This window comes from Gemmata algarum (assembly GCF_034097035.1).
In the GTDB taxonomy this organism is placed as follows: Bacteria; Planctomycetota; Planctomycetia; order Gemmatales; family Gemmataceae; genus Gemmata; species Gemmata algarum.
The window spans coordinates 1-21352 of the sequence record NZ_JAXBLV010000182.1 but is presented as its reverse complement, the minus strand read 5'-3'; the positions used below and the strand labels follow the sequence as shown (position 1 = coordinate 21352).

Sequence of the window (21352 nt, the reverse complement as noted above, 5' to 3'; positions counted from 1 at the left end):
CGGCGGAAATGTGGATGCCAGAGGCGCGGGGCTCAAACTGATCGCCCCGCGACACGCACAAAAGCCGGCCGCGCGATCTGGCGTCATCGCGCGGTCATCAGGTCGTGCATTCCGAACCCGAGCGCGAGCGCGACACAGGCGCCGAACAACACCAGGGCGAACCCGAGCTTTCGTGTGGCCTTCAGTTGCCACCACATGAACACGCCCGAGACGCCCCAGAAGACCATCACGAACGCCATCACGTCCACGATCACGGCCCAGAACCACCGCGCGTTCGTGCTACCCGGGAACCCGTGAGCGGTGTGCAGTCGGGTGAGGAACCGGCGCGTGGAGAGTTCCACCGGTGGGGCCGCGTCCGTGTCGGCCGGTGTGCCTCCCACCGTACCGGTTTGGGCGTTGTAACTGACGGTCCACACTTTCTCGCCCTCCGCCATCCGGAACGTCAGGTTCGGCACAGTGACAGAGAACGTTCCGCCAGGGAACCCCGTGCGTTCGAGCACGACTGGCACCGCTGATTTAATGCGCTCCGCGAGCGAATCGGGGAGTTGTAAACTGTTCGCCGATTCTGCTGCACCTGAAAGGATCGCGGTGGCGGCGTCCGCGAACGTCCGGAGCGGCCGGAAGGTGCTCGGGGTGAGTGCCGCCGCAGGCGCTTCGCTCATGGCCCCGCCCCGGTCCCCCCGGCCACCCTTTTCTCCGCCGCCCCGTTCCCCGCGAGCACCGCCTTTTTCGTTGCGGCCGCTGCCTTTCTCGCCGCGTCCGGCCTTGGAATCGCTGCTGGTCCCCGCGAGCGCGAACGGTGCCTTCTCCTTCTCTTCGCCTTTGGGCGCTGCGGCGGGAACGGGACGCGACCGGACGGTGCCGCCGGGACTGTTCAGATCGAACAGGAGGCTCACCTCCACCCCGTCGGTTTTCACCGTGGCGAACGCCAAGTCGTTCGCGTACTTCGCTTTCTCAGGCTCGACGAGGGCGTAGGTGTGCTTGCCGTCCGCCCGCTCGTTAAGGGCCGCGACCACCTGCACCGCGACGGCCGCGGGCTTCTCCGGCGGCGTTTCCATCGGCGTGCCCGCCAGCTCGGTCGCACCGAACGAGACCGACGGCGCGTCGCTGAACGCGGTCGGGTGGTTGAACAGGAACCCGGTGAGGCCGTACAGCACGGCCCAGGGCAGCAGGAACAGCCCGAGGTACAGGTGCGCCCGGCGGATGACGTGCATCACCCGCTTGCCCAGCGGGCGGCGCTTGACCTGCGGGGCCGGGCGGTCGTACCCGGCGCCCGCGTCGGGCGCGGGCGGTTCGGCAACACTCATCGTTTTGCGCTCCGAAGGTTAATAGTCGTTGCCGATCACTTCGCCGCCGTTGCGGCTGCCGAGCGCCCGGTAGGTGGCCGTTGAAACGCTCTCGCGCACGAACTTCACCGACCCGTCCCCGAACACGAAGTTGCAACCGCCGGTGTGGCTGCTGCGGAACCCGCCGAGGGCGGTGTTCTTGTACCACGCGCTGTCCGCGTTCGTGTTGAGCGCCGACGGGGCGGCGGCCGTGCAGGTCACGGTGCCGGCTTTCATGTTCAGCGTGGCCGCGGGGCCGACCAGCGTCTTGAAGTTCATCGGCGTGTGCGTCGCGCCCTCGTTCGCGTCCGCCCCCGGGTGCGGGAACACGTAGTTCGTGTTCCCGGTGAACGGCCCGGTCAGCGCCGCGCCGGTGTGGATGTTCGTGCCGCTCACCCAGGTGCTGCCCTGAATGGTGTAGTGCTTTTCGCCCGCAAGGAACGTGTTCGACAGCCCGTCGGTGACGCTGCCGAGCGTGAGGTAGCGCAAACTGCCCGCGGCCGTCGTGTTGGTCGCCGGCGGGGGCACGAACGCGGAGACGAACATTCCGTCGTCCTCGGTCCAGCGCTGCTTCGTGCCGGTCCCGGTCTGGATGACCGCGCCCGAGCCGTCGGTCATGTAGCTGAAGTTCCCCCGGGACGCGACGTAGCTGCTGTACGAGTTGTACCCGGCGTTCTGCGGCACCGGCATCGAGGGACAGAGGTAGGTCGGTATCGGGTTGCTGGTGAGGGTCCGGTTCGAGGTCACCCCGTCGGCCCCGACGGTGGCGTCGCTGTAGCCCTTGGTGCGGTCGTACTTGCTGGCGTAGGCGTCCTGCTCGATGTACGGCAGGATCAGGAGGAACCCGCTGAAGTGCTTCGAGGTGATCCCGTCCGGCAGGACGGACGGCGCGTACGAGCCGCCTTCGGAGTGCCCGTTCGGGGCGAAACTGAACACCGGCAGCTTCTGCACCGAATCGTGATAGTTGTGGACCGCTAGGCCGAGCTGCTTGAGGTTGTTGGCGCACTTCATCCGGGCCGCCGCTTCGCGGACCTTTTGCACCGCCGGGAGCAGCAGGCCGATCAGGACCGCGATGATCGCGATCACAACCAGCAGTTCTATCAGCGTAAAGCCCTTCTTCGCGCGCATGGGCGCTTCTCCTTTTGGGGAGTGAGAGCGGAGCTGCGTCACTGCGGGTTGGTGAGCGGGCGGCTGGTGGGGGCCGGTCGCGTCCCTGAAGCGGTGCCTCGGCGAGCTCGCCGACGCGGATCAGCCGCGTCGATACGGTCTGTTTGCGTGGCTCTTGTTGAGACAAATTCTCAACTAGCTGGCTTTACATTATCTGCGGTTTAAATACTGTCAACATCCGAGCCTGAAACATCGCACTGAAAAGCTCCGGGTTCGGTGGACCGGAGTGCAGGGTGCGGAGTGGCGCGTGAAATTGCGTCTCAGTTCTGTGTGGTGAGAGACTGCCGATGAGCGACCAAGAACCCGGGGACGACCGCGACGAGCCCGGCGCGGCGGGCGAGCCCGAGCGGACCATTCAGGCCAATGAATTGTTCGCGGGCAAACGCGAGGTGTGGATCGAGCTGGAAGGCGTGCGCTACCGGTTACGGATCACACGCCGCGGCAAGCTGATTTTGCAGAAGTGAGGGTCGCCCTGTCCGCGTGGGGGCCTCGAACCGCGGACAGTGTGACCCTCACTTCTTCTTCGCGGTCACGACGCGGGGGGTCTTCCCCATGTCTTTGATCGTCGGCCCGAGTTCGAGTTCCGGCTGTTCGGCCACGAGCGCCCGCACGGCGGCGTCCTGCTTCCAGCCGATTTCGAGCAGAAGCGACCCGCCCGGTTTGAGAAACGGGCCGACGGCCGCGGCGATCCGCCGGTAGAACGCGAGCCCGTCCGGCCCGCCGTCGAGGGCGGTCCGCGGCTCGTGGTCACGGACATCCGGCGCCAGGTCCGCGAACTCCGATTGCGCGATGTACGGCGGGTTGCTCACGATCATGTCGAACGTCGCCCCGGCGGGCAGCGGCGCGAAGAGGTCGCCCTGAAGGAACGTCATCCGGCCCGCCACGTTGTTCTTGGTGGCGTTGTGCTTCGCCACTGCGAGGGCGTCTGGTGAAACGTCGGTCGCGGTGACGTGGCTGTCCTTCTTTTGGTGCGCGAGGCTCACCGCGATGCACCCCGAACCCGTGCCGATGTCGAGAACGGCCGGGGCCGTGAGCGGCTTGAGGCGCGTGAGCGCCTCACCCACAAGGGTTTCGGTGTCCGAACGCGGGATCAGAACCGCCGGGTTCACATCGAAGTTGAGGAGATAGAACCCGCGCGAGCCGACGAGGTACGCGACCGGCCAGCCGGTCAGCCGCCGGGTGATCAGCTCTTTGTATTTCGCGCGTTCGGCGTCGGTCGGCTCCTCGTCGAACCGCATGGTGAGGTAGGTGCGGTCCGTTTGCAGGACGTGCGCGAGGAGCAGTTCCGCTTCGAGTTTGGCCGCTTCAACGCCTTTCGTTTTGAGAAACTCCGTGGTCCACACGAGCAGGGCGCGGACGGTCCATACGGTCGGCGTTGGCGGGGGCATGAGTCCGTTCTCGGCGAGATTGAGGGCGTCCAGGGCATTATTGCGAATGCCGCGCCGCCGTGACAGACCGGTTCGGTGAACGGTTGTTGCGTTCGGCGCCGGGGCGGAGTAGAACGGGCGTGCTGGCCGTGCCTGCGTTTAGCTCGCTGTGTTGCAGCAGGCCGATGTTGCGTCGGCCGAGTGGGTACCGTCACACTCCTCGCGGGGATCGCTGTTCCAGCACCGCTATCCGACCGCGGTCACCGCGGTGCGGTACGGTCTGGAGCAACCCCGCAAGACGCGGTCCCGTACCGCACCGCGGTGACCGCGGTCGGGCGGTGCCGTGAGCGCTCCGCGCCCCAGGACGAGAAGTAGACGCGAGACGGCCAGCGAGCGCAGGCCCCGGTACAACCCGGGGCCTGCGGCTTTTCCAGCGGGCGCGCCGTCACGGACGAGGAGGTCGTACTCCGGTTCTGCGGCGGGCGCGGGCCGGGAAGGGTGACGAGCGTGGCCGTCCGCGCGAGCGGCGGGAGCAGGAGGAAGGGGCTTCACGTGCGCCTCGGGTTCTGGTGGCGAGATGCACGAACGCTGTCCGAGAGGCACGCCGTTCGCTATGGGCTGGTTCGCACACCGAGGGCTTGCGATGTCCACGACCACCGGTCCGCTGGGGTTTCTTGACCGCGAACGTAGTATCGCCCCATCGGGTTTCAACCGGTGGCTGGTGCCGCCGGCGGCGCTCGCGATCCACCTCGCCATCGGCGAGGCGTACGCGTTCAGCGTGTTCAACATCCCCCTGGAACACGTGATCGGGATCACGGAGCGCGCGGCGGACGACTGGACCCGCAGCCAAATAAGCTGGGTGTTCAGCATCGCGATCGTGTTCCTCGGGGTGTCCGCGGCGGTGTTCGGGACCTGGCTGGAGCGGGCCGGACCGCGGAAGGCCATGTTCGCGTCGGCCGTGTGCTTTGGCGGCGGGTTTCTGGTGTCCGCGGCCGGTGTGTGGCTCCACCAGCTCTGGCTCCTGTATCTCGGCTACGGCGTGCTAGGCGGGATCGGGCTGGGGCTGGGGTACATCTCACCGGTTTCCACTTTGATCAAGTGGTTTCCAGACCGGCCCGGGATGGCGACCGGGTTGGCCATCATGGGGTTCGGCGGCGGCGCGATGCTGGGCTCCCCGCTGTCGCAGTTCCTCATGCACCACTACGGCTCCGCGACCTCGACCGGCGTGCTGGAAACGTTCCTCACGCTCGGGGCTCTCTATTTCGGCTTCATGATGTTCGGGGTGGTAACGGTGCGCCTCCCGGCGCCGGGGTGGGGGCCGCCCGGTGCGGTGAAAGCGGCCGTTTCGGGTGTAGCCACCGTTACAGCGAGCGGCGCCCTCCGCACCGCCTCGTTCTGGTTGCTCTGGGCCGTACTGCTCCTGAACGTGACCGCGGGCATCGGCGTGCTGGGGCAGGCGTCGCCGATGATCCAGGAGATGTTCCCGGCGCGCGTGTCGGCGGAAGCCGCCGCGGGGTTCGTGGGGCTCCTGAGCCTGTTCAACATGGCCGGCCGTTTCGTTTGGTCGTCCGCGTCTGATCGGCTCGGCCGGAAGCCGACCTACATGATTTTCTTCGCGCTCGGCGCGGTGCTCTACGCCGCCATTCCGCAAACCGGGAAGTTCGGCAGTGTGGTGCTGTTCGTGTTGGGCTACGCGATCATTATGAGCATGTACGGCGGCGGGTTCGCAACGATTCCGGCCTACCTGCGTGACCAGTTCGGGACCGGGCAGGTGGGCGCGATTCACGGGCGGCTGCTGACCGCGTGGTCGCTGGCGGGCGTCGCGGGACCGTACCTCATCACGCACCTTCGCGACGCCCAGATCGGGAGCGGGGTGCCGAAGGCCGACGCCTACACGCTCACGATGTACCTGATGGCGGGGTTGCTGGTCATCGGGTTCGTGTGCAACCTGCTCGTCCGGCGCGTGAAACTGGCACCGCCGGCCCCGAACCCCACAACCGTGGCCGCGGGGGGATACGCGGGGCAATCGGCTGTGCTCGACTGGCCGACGCTCGTCTTCCGATGGGGGTGGGTGGGTGTTCCGCTGCTGTGGGGCGTGTCGCAAACGGTGTGGCACTCTCTCGCTCTGTTTCGGTAGGGCTCTTCGGGCGGCAGTCCCGTCTGTGCGTTCGGACTACCGGCGTACCAAAGCCTTGGTAGCCCGGCCTTTGCGCGCCGAGCACGCTGGGGGCACAAATCGGTGAATCTTTTTTCCGGGGTCGGCACTCAGATTCGGTGACCGGGGGCGACACCCCGAGACAACTCCAACAACAGACGAGGAGAGCGACACATGACCCGTAACCGTCAGCACCCGTTCGGCTCGCTGTGGAGCGAACTGACGCAGGCGCAGGACGAGTTCGCCCGGTGGGTGAACCGCCTCAGCAACTCGCACCTGGTGACCGGCCCGGAACTGAACGTGTGGGAGGACGAGCACGCGGTGTACGCGGAAGCGGACTTGCCCGGCATCGACGCCGCGAAGCTCGAAATTACCGTCACCGGTGGCAACCAACTGACCGTGCAGGGCGAGCGAGCCGTGCCGAAGCTCGAGGGGGCGTCCTGGCTCCGGCAGGAGCGCCCGTTCGGCAAGTTCGCGCGAACGGTGACCTTGCCGACCTTGGTCGATGCCGACAAGGTCGATGCGAAGTACGAGTCCGGGGTGCTGCGTCTCACCTTACCCAAGCACGAAGCTGCGAAGCCGCGCAAGATTCAGGTGAAGGGCGCCTGAGCGCGAAACCGGAACCTGTACCCACACCCTTAAAATCGCCGAGGAGGTCTCAACGATGTCGAATTTGGTACAAGCGCCGGCCGCCCCGGCGGCGGCAGAAGCGTCGCGTGCGGCAACCGTGTCCCCGCGCGTGGACATTCTGGAAACCGAGCACGAGTTCTTGGTCCTTGCAGACGTGCCCGGACTGAACCCCGACGACGTGGACATCCGCTTTGAGCACGGGGAGATGATGATCCACGGGCGCCGGCAAGCGCCTCGTGACGCGGCCCCGACCGCGTACTCCCGATCGTTTGCGGTGGCGGACACGATCGCGGCGGACAAGATCAGTGCCGAACTCAAGGACGGCGTGCTCACCGTCAAACTGCCGAAGACCGAGGCCATCAAGCCGAAACGAATAGCGGTCCGTGGATAAGAATGCGTGATATGCGGGCGACCGGATCGTATGGTCCGGCCGCCTGCCTGTCGATAATGGCGTGTTGGTGTGCCGTGGGAATTGCGATCCCAGTCGTTTCAAGTTCGGGCCGTACCGCGGTTCTGCCTGGAGTGTGGTCCGCTCACTCCGTGAGCGGTCGCTCCGCGGATCCGATCCGCTCCGTCGTTGTGCGCAACGCGCATCCGAGACGCCGAGCCACCTCTCACTCCGTGAGCGGACCACACTCCGACCCAACGCACCGTTCCGAGGTGCGAACTCGAAGCGACTGGATTCGGTATGAGAAATTCTAACGGGTCGCGCTTGCGCCACAGCGATACGGGCAAGCAAGCCGGCCGAACGCTACTTCTTTAGGCCCGGCGGACCTGCGCACTCGACTTTGCACCCGGGTAAGGCCAAACGGAAGTCTTCTACTCCCGTTTGGGTGACGGGAGTGCCCCGCAGATCGAGGTCCGTCAGCGGGATGGGTTTAAGAAGACTGAGCCCGTCGTCGGTGATTTTGGTGTCCGAGAGCCCCAGACGACGGAGGCCCGATAGGCCCTTCAGGTGGGGTAGGCCGGCGTCTGTGATCGCGGACCCGCCGAGATCGAGTTGCGCCAACCCGCTAAGGTACTTGAGGGCCGAAAGCTCGCTGTCGGTCACCGCGAGTCCATTGAGCCCTAGGGCCACCACGACGAATTTACGTTTCGGTAGCTCGTTCGCGGCTAAGATCTCCTCAGGCACCCCGCCGACTCGCACCCGTCCGCCCACCGCCAGCGCCCACCGCGCTGCCGACCGGTCTGCTTCGGTGGGGCCGATTTGCCCGCCGCTCCAAATGATCGTGCGCCACGGGCCGGTCGCATGAAGCGCGTGCAACCCGCGCGGCGTCACTTTGGTGTTGCGTACCGTGAGCTGCGTCGGCCCCTGACTGTCGGCGAGTTGCAGCAGGCCGGCGTCCCCGATCCGGGTGCCGCTCACGTTCAACGCGATCAGGCCGGTGAGCTTGCGAAGGTGAGCCATACCTTCGTCCGTGAGGCCCGTACCGTCGGCGCCAAGGTGCCGAAGGGTGAGGTGCTGTGACAGATGGGCGAACGCCTCGTCGGTCGCGCCGGTTTCATTGAGGTAGATCGCGTCCAACCGCTTCATGCCCCGGGTGTAAGCCAAACCCGGCCCGATCACGCGGGTCTGAGACAACCCCAGCGTTTTAAGGTCTGTGAGCCCTTTCAGGTGCGCGAGTCCCGCGTCCGACACCACCGTTCCGTCGAGGTGAATGTGTCCCAAGGTTGTGAGGTTCGCTAGGTGAGCCAACCCAGCGTCCGTCACTTTCGTGTTGCTGAGATGCAGGATCGTCAGGGATTTGTGCTCCCTGAGACGGGCCAGTCCGGCGTCCGTCACTTCTGTGCCGGTGAGGCTCAGGAATTGGAGCCGCGTGAGGTTCTTTAAGTACCCCAACCCGGCGTCGGTTACGCCGGTTTCATGGAGTATGAGGTCGGTCAGCCCGGTGCAACCGGCCAAGCGCGCGAGGTCGTCGTCCTTAACGGGGCGATCGGATAAGTTCGCGCGTGTGAGTGTGATCGGTCCTTGTGGTAAGTCTTGCGCGTTCCTGATGTTGCGGCGCTCGCCGTTCACGTCCACCATGCCGCCGACCGAGAGCGCCCATTCGGCCGCTAGTCGGTTTACGTCGAACGGCTCGACGTGTCCCCCGTCGTGCTGAATTCGGCACCCCGGCATTGACTTGTGTAATGCCATCAGCGCGGCCGGCGTGGCTCGCGTCTTGCGCACGTCTAGCGCCCCCAGCGCTTTGAGGTCGCGGAGGAGCGGTAGCCCCATGTCCGTTAGCGGCGTGTCGATCAGCGACAGCTCGACCAGCCCGGTCACATCCCGCAGGTACGACAGGTTCGTGTCCGTCAACGCGGTACCGTCGAGCCGCAGCGTGAGCCCCTTCAGCCCTTTCAGGTGACACAATCCGGTGCCGGTTACCTTGGTGCCGGCCAGGTCGAGGTGCGTGAGCGCGGGGAACTCCCGCGCGACGGCCAGTCCGGCGTCGGACACCGCGGTGCCTTGGACCCCGAGCGAGGTGAGCAGCGGGAACGCCTGGACCTCGGCCAGCCCGATGTCCGTGATGCCGGTGCGCGCGAGGCTCAGGTGGGTTAAATTCGACAGGCCTTTCAGGCCGCTGAGACCGGCGTCGGTCACGTTCGTGCCGTTGAGGGCCACGTGCGTGAGGGCCTGACAGCCCTTGAGGCGGGCGAGGTCGACATCCGCAACCGAGCGGTCGCTGAGATCGACCCCCGTCAGCACGAACCGGTCCTTTGGCAGATCGGCGGGGGAGCGGATCTCGCGCTCGTCCTCGTTCACCCGGACCGTCCCGTTGAGCGACAGCACCCACTCGGCCGCGGATCGGTCCTGATCGGCCGTGGCCGTTGCGCGCGGCTTGCCCTTCGGGACCGCGGCCCCCGAAATCGGGTCCGGGGGCGCGGCTTTTGTCTCCGGGCCGCTCCCGCGCGGGCCGAGGCGAACGGCTCCGGCGCCCACGAGCGCCAGCAACGCCGCAACACCCACCGCCGCCCACACCGGCGGCCGGACCTTTCGAACGGGCTGTCGTGGCTCGGTCGGGGGCGGGGCGAGGCTCTCGGCCGCGGTCTCGCCCAGGTCCGCGAACGGGTTCGTTTCGGGCGCCGCGGTTACCGACACCGGCACACACACGACTCGGGGGGGCTGGGTGACCACGACCTGCGACGCCCCGGTGCTGCTCGCGATTGCGAGCAGCCGCCGCACCACCTCTTCGGCCGACTGCGGGCGCTCGTCGGGCTCCTTGGCGAGTAACTGGTGGATCAAGGCCGCGAGCGGATCGGGCACCTGCGGGTTCAGCTCGCGCACCGGCGCCGGGTCGTCGGTTCCGAGGGCCATCAGCACGGCCATTGTCGTCGGCCCGTCGAACGGCAACCGGTTGGCGCAAAGCCGGTACAGCACCGTTCCGAGGCTGAACAGGTCGCTCCGCGCGTCCACCCGCGCCCCCCGCGCCTGCTCGGGCGACATGTAGGCCGGGGTGCCCACCACCATGCCGCTCTGGGTCAGCTCGGCGTCCGCGTGGAGCGGCTTTGCCAAGCCGAAGTCGAGCACCTTGACGCGCCCGTGGGGGGCTTCGAGCCACAGGTTCCCGGGCTTGATGTCGCGGTGGACGAGCCCGATCCGGTGCGCCGCCGCGAGCCCCGCCGCGGCCTCGCGGGCCAGGCGCAGGGTCTGCGGGAGGGTGGGCGTTCCTTTCTTCTTCAGGAACGAGTCGAGCGGGTAGCCCTGAAGGAGCTGCATCGCGATGTAGGGGATCCCGTTCCGCTCGTCCGCCTCGTACACGGTGACCACGTTGTCGTGCTCGACCTGCGCTGCCGCCCGCGCTTCTCGCAGGAACCGCTCCTTGGCGTCGGCATCCGCCGCCGCCTCCGCGAGCATCACTTTGAGCGCCAGTTTGCGGTCGAGGCGGCTGTCGACGGCCGCGTACACGGCCCCCATGCCGCCCTTGCCGAGCTGTTTGAGCACCCGGTACGGCCCGAGTGAGCCGAGATCGCCCTTTTCGGTTGGAGGTCCGAACCCGTACCAGTGCCCCCCGTCTTTCGGGCCGCTCAGCACCGTCTGGTCGGCGCTGCCGAGCGAGTTCTGCGTGCGTTCGGGGTCGGTGACGGGGTGAGCATTGGCGGGCACGGCCATGCGCAAGCTCCGGGTCCAGCGGCAGGTTCCAAACAAACGTTAGCACCGATCTTGGGGGGGGGCTTCGATCCGGACCGGCCGGTTGCCGCTCCGTTCCGCTGTGAACCGCATGTCCCTTCTGACCGCACCTGAAAACCGCAACTCGGCCTGAAGTGGCCCGGACCTGACTTCTGCGGGCTCCGGCTGTACCCTATCATTCGGCACAGACCGCCGACGACACACAGGGACCCCGTATGTTCGCGCGCCGCGACTACATTCGCGATTACATGATGATCCCACCCGGGACCGGCGAGGCCGCGGTCGTGAACGTGATCGTCGAGATCCCCAAGGGCAAGCGGAACAAGTACGAGGTCGATAAGGTGACCGGGCTCATCAAGCTCGACCGCTACCTCTACAGCTCCGCGGTGTACCCGGGCGATTACGGGTTCATCCCGCAGACGCTCGCCGAGGACGGCGACCCGCTCGACGCGCTAGTCATGGTGAACGAGGCGACGTTTTCCGGGTGCCTGATCGAGGCCCGGGTGGTCGGCATTTTCCGCATGAAGGACAAGGGCTCGAACGACTTCAAGGTGCTGGCGGTGCCGCACAAGGACCCGCTGTTCGCCCACATCCGGAAGCTCGAAGACGTGCCGGCCCACTTCGCCCGCGAGGTGGAGTTCTTCTTCACCACCTACAAGCACCTGGAAGGAGTGTCCGTGGAAGCGCTCGGGTGGGCGTCCGGGGAAGAAGGGACCGCGGAGGTGCGGTTGTCGGTGGACCGGTTCCGGTCGTCCCTCGGAAGCGTCCACGACTGACCGCGCGGAACGTCATAGCCGCCCCCAGGCCGCCGTATGTTGCTGCGGCCTGGGGGCGGCTATGACGCTGGAAGACGTGCGATTCGGTGACTGCGACTCGATCCGTTTTGCAGCGCCCGCGGCCTCGAACGGTGTTGTTCGAGGCCGCAAGCTTTTGCATTAACGGGTGCCGGCGATGAACGAGTCGTGCAGGGTGTAATTCGGGCCGGTGAACACCTTCACATGCGAACTGCCCCGGGTCTCGTCGACCACAATGATCTCGGCCGTTGGGTCGCCGGTGTAGCGCGCCCCTTGCACCGTGATGCGGTCCTGTGAGAGCGGGTCGAACGCCAAGAAGTCGGCCCGGACGGCCCGGGTGCGGGCATCCAGAACCCGGACCTGCGGCCCTTGCGACACCAGCAACTCGGGGATGCCGTCGTAGTCCATGTCGGCAGCCGCGAGGCTGAAGCTGGACCACGACGTGTTGGGTTTGGTGGCCAGGAAGGAGTCCCGCAGCACCATCGTCCCGGCCGTGGCCCCCGCGCGGTACGACTTGATGTGGACGCCCTGCGCGCCGTTGGCGGCGGCGAGCAGTTCGTTGATCCCGTCGCCGTCGGTGTCGGCCACGGTCACCGACACCGAGCCCGCATAACCCTGGTAGAGGAGTTGGCTGAACGTTTGGGCGCCGGTCTTGCCGTCGAACACCTTGACGTGCCCGTTCAGGTTGGCCGACACAATGATGTCGCCGATCCCGTCGCCGTTCACGTCACCGATCGCGAGGCTGACCGGACCCTGGTACCCCTGGAAGGCGTAGAAGCTCCGCAGTTGGGCGTTGGTCTTGCCGTCGAACACCTTGACGTGCCCGCCGAACGTGGCCGCGGTGACGACATCGGCCACCCCGTCGTTGTTGATGTCGCCGGCCGCGGCCACGACCCCGCCCAGGAACCCCGGGTGCGGGGTCAGGGACTGCTGGGTGGTGCCGCCCGGGGCCAGCACCCGAACCACATCGCTGCCGGCCGCCGCGCCGATCACGACGGGCGGGATGGTCGGCTCGCTGAACATCTTCGCGACGTTCAGCCGCCCGCCGGTGGACACGTACCCGGCCAGTTGCGGGAGCTTATCCACCGAGCTCTTGAGCTTGTTGATGACCTGCTGGTACGTGAGGGTCGGGTTGGCTCCCCAGTACAGCGCGATGGCCCCGGCCACGTGCGGGGTCGCCATCGACGTGCCGTTGTAGGTGTCGTACCCATCCACGACGCCGTCGCCATCGACGCTCTGCGGTACCGTGCTCAAGATCGCGACGCCCGGCGCGCTGAGCATGACCGTGCGGGCGCCGTAGTTCGAGAAGCTGGCGAGTTGGTCGTCGACGTCCGTCGCCGCGACCGTGACCACGTTGTTGAAGTTGGCCGAGTATGCGGCCGGGTAACTCGCAAAGACCCCGTCGTTGTTCAGGCCATCGTTCCCGGCCGCGGCAACGTAGATCTGGCCGGCGAACATCGTTTCGGCGATGGCCCGCGCCTCCGCGCGGTTCGTGCCGAACCCGCCGTAACTGTTGTTGGTGACCTTGACGCCCATCATGACCGAGTAGTGGATCGCTTCAACTTCGGCGCTGATCGATCCGCTGTACAGCCCCGGCCCGAGGAAGTTCAGGGCCATGATCTTGACGTTCCAGTTGATCCCGGCCGTCCCGATCCCGTTGTTCCCGACCGCGCCGATGGTGCCGGCCACGTGGGTGCCGTGGCCTTCCAGGTCCATCGGGTCGTTGTCGTTGTTCGCGAAGTCCCACCCGTGGATGTCGTCGATGTAGCCGTTGCCGTCGTCGTCGATCCCGTTATCGGGCACCTCGCCCGGGTTGGTCCAGATGTTCGCCGCTAGGTCCGGGTGCGTGTAATCGACCCCGCTGTCGATCACCCCGACCACGAAGTTCGGGTTACCGGTGGTTCTGTCCCAAACGGTTTCGGCCCCGATCTTCTGCGGGCCGTAAAACGAGGTGTCGTACCGCTCGTCGTTGGGCGTGCGCCGGGCCTGGACGATCTGGTCCAGTTCGGCCGCTTCAACCCCCGGCAGCGCGCTGAAGTAGGAGATCGCCCCGTTGAGGTCAGTACCGGCGGCGAGCTGGACGCTGTAGATGTCGAACCCGATGTGCCGGGCACTCCGAACGAAAGGGGCGGCTGAAACGCCGGCCGCACTCGCGCCGCGGTTCATGACCACGAGCACGCGGTCGGCCGCGTACTGGTTGCCGTTGATCGCCACGAGCGGGGCGGTGATGTGCTGGAGCGTGTCTCCTGAGGGCGTGAGCCGATCTTCCAGGGGCTCCATGTGCAGAAACGCCCGACCGGCGCGCGGGCCACGCGAAGAAGCCATAAAGAACCCCTGTCGGTACAACAGTGATGGATGGTTGGGTTTCGGTAGGTCAGTTCAAACGGTTTCAAGTCGCGGATTGCCAATTGATTAAGGACGAACGCCGCCGGTCGGTTGTGTGGCGGTGCAATCAACAGAAACCCGGACCAGAAACTTGCGAATCCGATTAGTACGCAGTCTATCGCCGCAAAACAGCGGGTTCTAGAGCGATTTGGGAAAAACGCACCGGGCTGGGGGCGTTACTTCGGTCCAGTTCCGCCACACTTGTCGTGCCTGCCGGTGGCGCCGTGCGGAACAATCGCGCCCTCCCGGCAGACCCCGCCCTGCGCCGCCGGTTCTAACGCGCGGCGGCACAGAAGCCGTGCCGCCATCACCGAATCTTAATTGTGGCGCGGGTTCCAAAAGGTAGACTCATAACATATCTCGCTACCTCGCTTGCGGACCCACAGAACCCCACGCGGCCGCGGCGGCTCTCACGGAGGAAGATATGTCGACCCCGTCCCGACCGCCCGGGTCCCGCCCGGCCCGGTTGTCGGTCGAGAACCTTGAGGACCGGACCACACCGACGTTCCTGGCCCGCCCCGGCGGGGTGGAACAACTCGCGGTGAACGGCGTGAGCGTGCCCACCGGCGGGCTGAGCATCGCCGTCGGCGACCTGATCCCGGACTTCTCGCCCAGCACTGTCTTTACCGCGCAGAACGAGTACGTGACCGGAACCGGGCCGGGCACGCTGGGGACGGTCCGGGTCTGGCGGCTCGACGGCACGGTCGTCGGGAACGCCGAACCGGTCGTCTCGTTCGTCCCGTTCGCCGGGTTCACCGGCGGGATCAACGTGGCAGTCGGGGACGTGACCGGTGACGGTGAGCTGGAGATCATTGCCGCGGTCGCGGGCAACGGCCCGCCGCACGTGAAAGTGTTTTCCGCCAACGGAACCGAGCTGGGCAGCTTCTATGCGTTCGACCCGGGGTTCCGCGGCGGCGTTAACATCGCAGTCGGTAACGTACTCGGCGGGATCGCGGCCGGCGGGTACCCGGGCGGCACGGTGAGCCAGAACTTCAAGCAAGAGATCATCGTCGGCGCCGCGTCAGGCGGCAGCCCGCACGTGGTCGTGACCGACGCCGCTGGCACCATCCTCCGCAGCTTCTTGGCGTTCGATCTGGGGTACCGGGGCGGGGTGACGGTGGCGGCGGGCAGCATCGACACCACCCAGTCGGCGAACTTCGCGACGACCGGCGTGGATACGAACGCCTACGACGAAATCATCGTCGGCTCGGCGACCAGCAGCGCGCACGTCAAAGCGTTCAACGTCTCCACCGGGGCGATCGTGCAGCGGCTCTCGTTCTTCGCGTTCGATCCGGCCACATCACAGGGCGTGACCCTCGCCGCTGGGAGCACGGACGGGGTGCGCGGGGCCGAAATTTACGTGGGCCAGATCACGCCGAACCTCGGCACCGCGCCGCAGGTGAAGGTGTTCGATGGCCGCGGGCTCCCCGAGCTCACGTTCACCCCATACCCGGCCGGGTATACGCGGGTGGTGAACATGGTCACCGGGTACCTCACGCCCCAGAGCCGCGGCCTGGCCTACTACGACTCGGAAGACGACGACACCGCCACCTTCGCGTTCCTGCCGAACGGCAACCCGGACTTCGTTCTGCAAGACCTCGCACTCGTGACGGGTGACGGGGCGTTCTTCCAGGAGCCGCGGTTCTACATCGGGCTCGGGTTTAACGGCACGCCCGCCGGCGGGTTCGGTCCCTGATTCGCTTTCCAACGTGTCGCCGGCCGCGGCTGCCGCGGCCGGCGATGCTGTTCGACTTACGTTTGCTCGGCCCGCAGTTCCTCGCGGAGCCGCATCAGAAGTTGGCCGAGTCGGTTCTTGCCGCTCCCGTCGCCGCCGTCTCCCCAGTACGAATCGTTGGCCGTCTGCTCCACCAGGATCGCGTTGCCGGTTCCGAGCAACACCGCCTTGAGCTCCTCGTGCTGGGTGAACTTGGCACGCAATGCGTCCAGCATGATTCGTTCCTTCACACGTTCCCAGTCGCGCCGGAGCGGGCGCTTCCGGTCCCGTCCCATGTTGGCGGCGTCCATCGGCCGCTTGGCGAGCCGCACTCGCTCCTCGTGCTCGGTGCCCTCGAACTTCATCGCTTGGAAAAAGTGTTCGCTGGTCGGCCACCGCTTCCCCCGCACGAAGACCGGGTGGCGGGAGAAGTTCGAGAAGCAACCGTACTCACCGGTGGTGGAGTAGAAGTTGATGACCGGGGGAGCGGGGGCGGACATCGGTGGGCCTCGGGGCGTTTGGGGTGTTGTGCAAGAGGCGCGGCGGCGCACGGTGGTTCGCGCCCCGTGACCGATCGGGGCGACGCGGCGGCCCGGGCGCGGCCGAATGACAGCGGGGCGTTGTCGTCTCTTGGTTTCTGAACCTGCCCCCGTGTTATCGAACACGCGGCCCGTTCCTCGTGCGCGAGCTTTTGTCGGATTGGTGGTTGTTGTTGACGGTTTCGGCGCCGGGGTGTGAAGAAGACGCTTTGACCTCACACCCCAGTTACGACCGGTTATCGATCGTCCACTCCCATTTTTTCAGTTGCGCCATCCGGACGTGATCGGTGAGGTCGAACTGGAGCGGCGTGACCGTGATGTAGCTCTCGCGCAGCGCATCGACATCGGTGTCCGGGTGCGGCTCCGGGCAGGTGAACTCCGGGCTGGCCCAAAAGTACGTCCGCCCGCGCGGGTTCACCCGCCGGTCGAACTTCTCCACATACGGCGACACGTTCTGTGGCAGCACCTTCACCCCGCGGACCGGGCCGCGCTCCAGTACCGGAATGTTAACGTTGAACAGGCTCCCGGCGCCGGGGGCCTGCGCCAGGATCTGCTCGATCACCTGGCGGGCGTAACGCGCCCCCGCCTGGTAGTCGTAAATCTTCTTGTCGTACTCCAGCGACACCGCGATTGCGGTCTGCTTGTAGAACGCCCCCTCGATGGCCGCCGCGACGGTGCCCGAGTACAGCACGTTGATGCCGGCGTTGCTGCCCGCGTTCATCCCGCTGATGATGACGTCCGGGGGCTGCGGGAGCAGTTCCAGCAGCGCGAGCTTGACGCAGTCGGCGGGGCGCCCCTCGACCGCCCACCCCACGAACGTCTTAGCGTCGTCCTCGAACACCTCGTTGACGAGGAGCGGCGTGAGGAGCGTCACCGAGTGGCCGGCGGCGCTCTGCTCGGTTGCCGGGGCCACCACCGTGACCGTTCCGAGTTTCATCAGCTCCGAGCGGAGCGCGCGCAAGCCAGGGGCGTAAATGCCATCGTCGTTGGTGAGCAGGATCCGCATTGCGTTCAACCTTCGCGAAGTGCTGGCGCCGGTTCAGGAAGAGATTCTACGCCGCGGACCGCCCGGGCGGGGTGGTTGTATCGAACTTGCTGGGTGCCACGGGTGCGGCGATTCGGCGGGTCGCGCGGGTCGGTTGACGGGTACTCGCGGAGTGCGTATCAACTAACTGTTCGGCGCGCTGCCCGCATCGCGACTCGATAACCGTCCGACCGGGATTTGATGCCGTGGAAGCGTCCATATTTCTCGACTTCCGACTCCCCAACGCCGCGACGTGGTTCTACTTCTCGCTGTTCCTTACCGTCGCGCTGTTTTTCCAGTTCAACCGCCTGCTGTCGGTCCGGAACCTGGACCTGCTGATGCTGTTCTTGCTGGTCCCGGGGTTCTTGATTTTGCGGGAGGCCGCCGACCTCGACACGGCCGTGCGGGAGGGCGGCGACCCCGGCGGCGGGCTGGCCCAGCGCGCCGGCCGCGAGCGCACCCTGGGTTACGTCTGGGTGCTGGCCGGGTCGCTGTTCTGGTTCCTGCGCGCCATACTCGATTCGGCGCTCGTGAGGCGCCCGCCGCTCACCACGAATCTGAACACGCCCGGGCTCGCGTGGCTCGGGGTGGCGCTGTTCGTGGGCCTCACCGCGGTGGCGACGCGCCCGACCCCCGATCAGGCGAACCAGCAACCGGTGGGTAAGAAGTCCGCGACCATCGACCAGGTGCAGGACACCGCGACCGCGGTCGTCCAGCAGGCCCAGGACACCAACGGCGGGCACGCGTCGCGCGAGGCGGTGCGCTTCTGGGCCGAGCGCAGCCTCGCGATGCTCGGCCACGCCGCCGTGCTGGTCGGGCTGCTGATGATCGGCTGGCGCCACTTCGGGGACATTACCACCGGCGTCGCCGCCGCCGCGCTGTACACGCTGGTGCCGTACACCGCGTACAACGTGGGACAGTTCCACCACGTTCTGCCCACCGCGTTTTTGGTGTGGGCGATCTTCTGTTACCGCCGGCCGACGCTCGCCGGGGCGCTCCTCGGGTTGGCGGTGGGGTGCGGGGTGTTCCCGGCGCTACTGTTTCCGTTGTGGTTCGGCTTCTTCAGCCGGCGCGGCGCGATGCGGTTCGGGTTCGCATTTTTGACGGCCAGCGCCGTCAGCATCGGGATAACGGCACTTGTGCTGTGGCTCGCCGGCCCGACGGGGCGCGGGGCGGTGGAGGCGCTGAACCTCGCGTACTGGAAGCCGTGGGCGCCGCCGACAACCGAGAGCGTCTGGAGCGGGACGCACTGGGCGTACCGCCTGCCGCTGTTCGTGCTGTTCGTGGGCTTCGTGGTCAGCACGATCATTTGGCCGGCGCGAAAGAACCTGTCGCATCTGGTGGCGCAGTCCGCTGCCATCTTGATCGGGGTCCAGTTCTGGCACGCGGACCACGGCGGGCTGTACGTGCTGTGGTATTTGCCGCTGGTGCTGCTCATGGTGTTGCGACCGAACCTGACGGCTGCGGAGCCGCCCCCGCTCGCGTCGGGGCGCGTGCTGACCCGGCTGGCGGGAGCGGCGTGGCGGCGGGTGCGGCCGGGTGCGGCGAACGAAAAGCCGCTGGCCGTGTGATCCGCCTTTCACAAATCCCGTCCGACTGATAATCTCCCCGTCCGGTGCACGGCGGGAGGGACTCATGCGGGCTCGATTGCGGTTCGTTCTCGGCGTAACGGCGGCGGCCTTGGTCGTCGCCGCCCCGCTGGTCTATGCAACTCACGAGAACACGCACCGTCGGAACTTCCGCGTGGTGGAGGAGGGGGTCCTGTACCGGAGCGGGCAGCTCACGCCCGCTGGGCTGGACGGCGTCATCCGCGACCACGGCATCCGAACGGTGGTGTCGCTTCGCACCTCTCGCACGGCCGCCCCACCGCCCGACAGTTGGGAACAGGGGGTGTGCGCGGCCAAAGGGCTGAAGCACGTGCGTATCGTGCCCCGGGTGTGGGGAGCGAACGAGAAGGGCGAGATCCCGGCGGAGCAGGCGGTGCGGGAGTTTCTGGCGGTCGTGGGAGCGAAAGAGAACCATCCCGTTCTGGTTCACTGCTTCGCGGGCATTCATCGCACCGGAACCATGTGCGCCATCTTCCGCATGGAGCACCACGGGTGGAGCGCCGACCGGGCGATGGCCGAGATGCAGCTCTACGGGTTCGATCCCGAGGACATGCACGAACACATTTCTGTGTACCTGCGCGAGTACAAACCGCGCGGGAAGGCGACCAAATAGGGACGGCGGTACCCGCCCGTCACGCGGGAATCGCCCGGCGGCCACCACGACTTATCGAGGCGCACGACAGGGGCTGTTCGTAACGTTTGCTGACGAGCCGCAGGCAGGTTCGTGTATTACGAGCCGGTCGGGAACCACACCTTGCTGACCCACAGCAGGACGCCGAGCAGCAGGACGCCGAGGGCGAGGCTCCCGCCGATCAGCCACTTCTCGGCCGGCAGCAGCGGCTCCGCTTCCACCTTCGCCAGTTCGCGAGCGGTGTCGTCGTCGGACGGACGGTTCTCCATCTCACTTCCCCCCCGCCGGGACCCCGTGGAAGAACAGCCACGAAATCGCCAGCCCGACCCAGATGACGAACCCGAACAGGCTGACCACGTACACCAGTGCCAGCCGCCCCAGCCCTTCCGCCCACAGCCGCCGCACGTTCGTCGCCAGCCCGATGCTGAAGAACGTGAGTACGAAGAACAGCCGCCGGAACACGTCCGCTTGGTCGGTCCCCTGCTTCAGGGCCGGGATGACGTGCGGGGCGATCAGGCCGGTCGCGAAGAACCCGCCGAACGTCAGGGCGTACCCGAACACGAACTTCGGGAACCGCTCCCAGATCTCCCGCAACGGGAGCCCGCGGTTCTCCTCCCGCTTGTCGATCTTCCACGCCCAGACCACCGACAGCACGACCGCCCACACGCCGATGAACACGTCGATGAACACCTTGACCGTCGTCGTGGTCAGGGCCATCCACTTCCGCGCCGGGTCGTTCGGGTCCGGGAAGTACAGCCCGGCGGTCATCTCCCCGCTGGAGAACGCCGCCCCGTCCGTTTTCACCGCCAGCCCCATCCACCCGGCCGCCACCATCGGGTCGTCCGGCAGCAGCACGCGGGCCAGACCCGGCAGAACGAGCATCTCGATGACCGCGAACACCACCACCAGGGACGACACCATCACCGGCACGATCGGCCGGGCGCGGATGGCCGCCCCGGTGGTGATCGCCGCCGTCACCCCGCAAATGGAGATGCCGGAGGCGAGCGGGGCGGCCCACTCCCGGCTAAACCCGAAGACCTTTCGCGCGAGGAGGTAGACCACCGCCCAGTAGATCAGGTACGCCTCGACGATCGCCGCCAGCCCGCGGAACAGGATCGCGGTCGCCCGCCCGGACTCCTCGGCGGCCTTCGCCCCGAGCACCGCACCGTAGATCACGATCCCGGCCTTGATGAACAGCTCCGGCCGGGCCGCGTCCTTGAACCACGCCGCGGTCCGCGGCGCCAAGTTCCCGATGAGCAGGCCGCCGATGAGGGCGAGCAGGTACCCGGCTTCGCCGGTCAGCCCGAGAGACCACGACACGCCGGGCGGCAGCTTGTTCGGGTTGGCCGCGATGTAGGCGTTATGGCCCGCCGCCCAGCAGGCGAACGCCAGCACGAACAGCACGGCGAACCGCACGGCGAAGCGGCCGGGGGACGCCCGGAGGAATGCCGCACCCGCGGACAGCACCCCGAGCAGAAACGCGAACGTGGCGGCCAGCGCGCCCGGGCCGGTCAGGGCCGTGAACGCCCGAGAAGACGGGGCGACCGCCTGCGCGGGGGCGACCCATTCGTTGACCTTCACCGACCAGCCGAGCAGGTTCCACCCGGTGAGAGTGGCTAGGCTGAGTCCGATGACCGCGACGCCGATCAGGACGGAGAGCACGTCCTCGGAGCGGAACCAGGATTTCATGCCGTAGAAGGTGTCGTAGGAAGGGGGCACGGTGTCCGGGCGGGAATAGCGACGATAGTTCTATCCCCGGTGTCGCGCGCCGTCCACGCACCGGCTCGGCGGGACCGGGCGGACCGATGACCCGAGACGGCGGAGGGGCTATGCACACGGTTCCCGCGGCATCGGCAGACAAAAACGTCCTCTACGCTCGACGGGTGCCGATTCTCATACATGA

At 66.9% G+C, this 21352-nt stretch carries 17 protein-coding genes; 8 read left to right on the top strand and 9 right to left on the bottom strand.

The window, feature by feature from the left end; genetic code table 11:
- Window positions 1–83 precede the first annotated feature (83 nt).
- Together R5W23_RS16515 and R5W23_RS16510 are read right to left on the bottom strand one after the other, a co-directional pair.
- Window positions 84–1307, bottom strand: coding sequence for a PepSY domain-containing protein (locus R5W23_RS16515; protein WP_320687246.1), 1224 nt, complete (start codon window positions 1305–1307; stop codon window positions 84–86).
- A gap of 18 nt (window positions 1308–1325) precedes the next feature.
- Window positions 1326–2453: a DUF1559 domain-containing protein gene (locus R5W23_RS16510; protein WP_320687245.1), complete on the bottom strand. Its 1128-nt coding sequence runs from the start codon at window positions 2451–2453 to the stop codon at window positions 1326–1328.
- A gap of 326 nt (window positions 2454–2779) precedes the next feature.
- Between R5W23_RS16510 and hemP the strand changes: the two genes are divergently transcribed.
- Window positions 2780–2956, top strand: a complete 177-nt coding sequence (gene hemP / locus R5W23_RS16505; RefSeq protein WP_261189779.1) for a hemin uptake protein HemP — start codon at window positions 2780–2782, stop codon at window positions 2954–2956.
- 48 nt (window positions 2957–3004) lie between these two features.
- Here the strand turns inward: hemP and prmC are convergent, their stop codons facing one another.
- Window positions 3005–3880, bottom strand: coding sequence for a peptide chain release factor N(5)-glutamine methyltransferase (gene prmC / locus R5W23_RS16500; RefSeq protein WP_320687244.1), 876 nt, complete (start codon window positions 3878–3880; stop codon window positions 3005–3007).
- Between the two features lie 643 nt (window positions 3881–4523).
- Between prmC and R5W23_RS16495 the strand changes: the two genes are divergently transcribed.
- The 3 genes from R5W23_RS16495 to R5W23_RS16485 all read left to right on the top strand — a co-directional run bounded on the left by R5W23_RS16495 (window position 4524) and on the right by R5W23_RS16485 (window position 7035).
- On the top strand, window positions 4524–5996 hold the full coding sequence (locus tag R5W23_RS16495) for an L-lactate MFS transporter (protein ID WP_407936137.1): 1473 nt from the start codon (window positions 4524–4526) through the stop codon (window positions 5994–5996).
- Window positions 5997–6188: 192 nt separating this feature from the next.
- Complete coding sequence (locus R5W23_RS16490) at window positions 6189–6623, top strand: Hsp20/alpha crystallin family protein (protein ID WP_320687242.1); 435 nt, start codon at window positions 6189–6191, stop codon at window positions 6621–6623.
- A 55-nt stretch (window positions 6624–6678) separates the two neighbouring features.
- On the top strand, window positions 6679–7035 hold the full coding sequence (locus R5W23_RS16485; RefSeq protein WP_261189775.1) for an Hsp20/alpha crystallin family protein: 357 nt from the start codon (window positions 6679–6681) through the stop codon (window positions 7033–7035).
- 360 nt (window positions 7036–7395) lie between these two features.
- Here R5W23_RS16485 and R5W23_RS16480 read toward each other — a convergent pair whose 3' ends face one another.
- A complete protein-coding gene (locus R5W23_RS16480) occupies window positions 7396–10737 on the bottom strand; it encodes a protein kinase domain-containing protein (RefSeq protein WP_320687241.1) in 3342 nt (1113 codons plus the stop codon).
- Window positions 10738–10970: 233 nt separating this feature from the next.
- Between R5W23_RS16480 and R5W23_RS16475 the strand changes: the two genes are divergently transcribed.
- Entirely contained in the window at window positions 10971–11531 is a 561-nt protein-coding gene (locus tag R5W23_RS16475) for an inorganic diphosphatase (protein WP_261189773.1), read from the top strand.
- Window positions 11532–11690: 159 nt separating this feature from the next.
- Here R5W23_RS16475 and R5W23_RS16470 read toward each other — a convergent pair whose 3' ends face one another.
- Window positions 11691–13874 (bottom strand): S8 family serine peptidase, encoded by a 2184-nt coding sequence (locus tag R5W23_RS16470; RefSeq protein WP_320687240.1) that lies wholly within the window; start codon window positions 13872–13874, stop codon window positions 11691–11693.
- Window positions 13875–14358: 484 nt separating this feature from the next.
- On the opposite strand from R5W23_RS16470, the gene R5W23_RS16465 reads away from it, so the two are divergent.
- A complete protein-coding gene (locus R5W23_RS16465; protein ID WP_320687239.1) occupies window positions 14359–15630 on the top strand; it encodes a hypothetical protein in 1272 nt (423 codons plus the stop codon).
- 56 nt (window positions 15631–15686) lie between these two features.
- Here the strand turns inward: R5W23_RS16465 and R5W23_RS16460 are convergent, their stop codons facing one another.
- Both R5W23_RS16460 and surE read right to left on the bottom strand, forming a co-directional pair.
- Window positions 15687–16148, bottom strand: a complete 462-nt coding sequence (locus tag R5W23_RS16460; protein WP_320687238.1) for an NADAR family protein — start codon at window positions 16146–16148, stop codon at window positions 15687–15689.
- A gap of 265 nt (window positions 16149–16413) precedes the next feature.
- Entirely contained in the window at window positions 16414–17193 is a 780-nt protein-coding gene (surE, locus tag R5W23_RS16455) for a 5'/3'-nucleotidase SurE (protein ID WP_320687237.1), read from the bottom strand.
- 224 nt (window positions 17194–17417) lie between these two features.
- On the opposite strand from surE, the gene R5W23_RS16450 reads away from it, so the two are divergent.
- Together R5W23_RS16450 and R5W23_RS16445 are read left to right on the top strand one after the other, a co-directional pair.
- Window positions 17418–18782: a hypothetical protein gene (locus tag R5W23_RS16450; RefSeq protein WP_320687236.1), complete on the top strand. Its 1365-nt coding sequence runs from the start codon at window positions 17418–17420 to the stop codon at window positions 18780–18782.
- Window positions 18783–18846: 64 nt separating this feature from the next.
- Entirely contained in the window at window positions 18847–19431 is a 585-nt protein-coding gene (locus R5W23_RS16445) for a dual specificity protein phosphatase family protein (RefSeq protein WP_261189767.1), read from the top strand.
- Window positions 19432–19547: 116 nt separating this feature from the next.
- On the opposite strand, the gene R5W23_RS16440 is transcribed toward R5W23_RS16445, so the two are convergent.
- Together R5W23_RS16440 and R5W23_RS16435 are read right to left on the bottom strand one after the other, a co-directional pair.
- The gene (locus R5W23_RS16440; RefSeq protein ID WP_320687235.1) at window positions 19548–19718 is read right to left on the bottom strand and encodes a hypothetical protein; all 171 of its coding nucleotides are present in this window, start codon (window positions 19716–19718) and stop codon (window positions 19548–19550) included.
- A 1-nt stretch (window position 19719) separates the two neighbouring features.
- Window positions 19720–21138 carry a putative sulfate exporter family transporter gene (locus R5W23_RS16435; protein ID WP_407936136.1) on the bottom strand — a complete coding sequence of 473 codons (1419 nt, stop codon included), beginning with the start codon at window positions 21136–21138 and terminating at the stop codon, window positions 19720–19722.
- Between the last annotated feature and the right edge of the window lie 214 nt (window positions 21139–21352).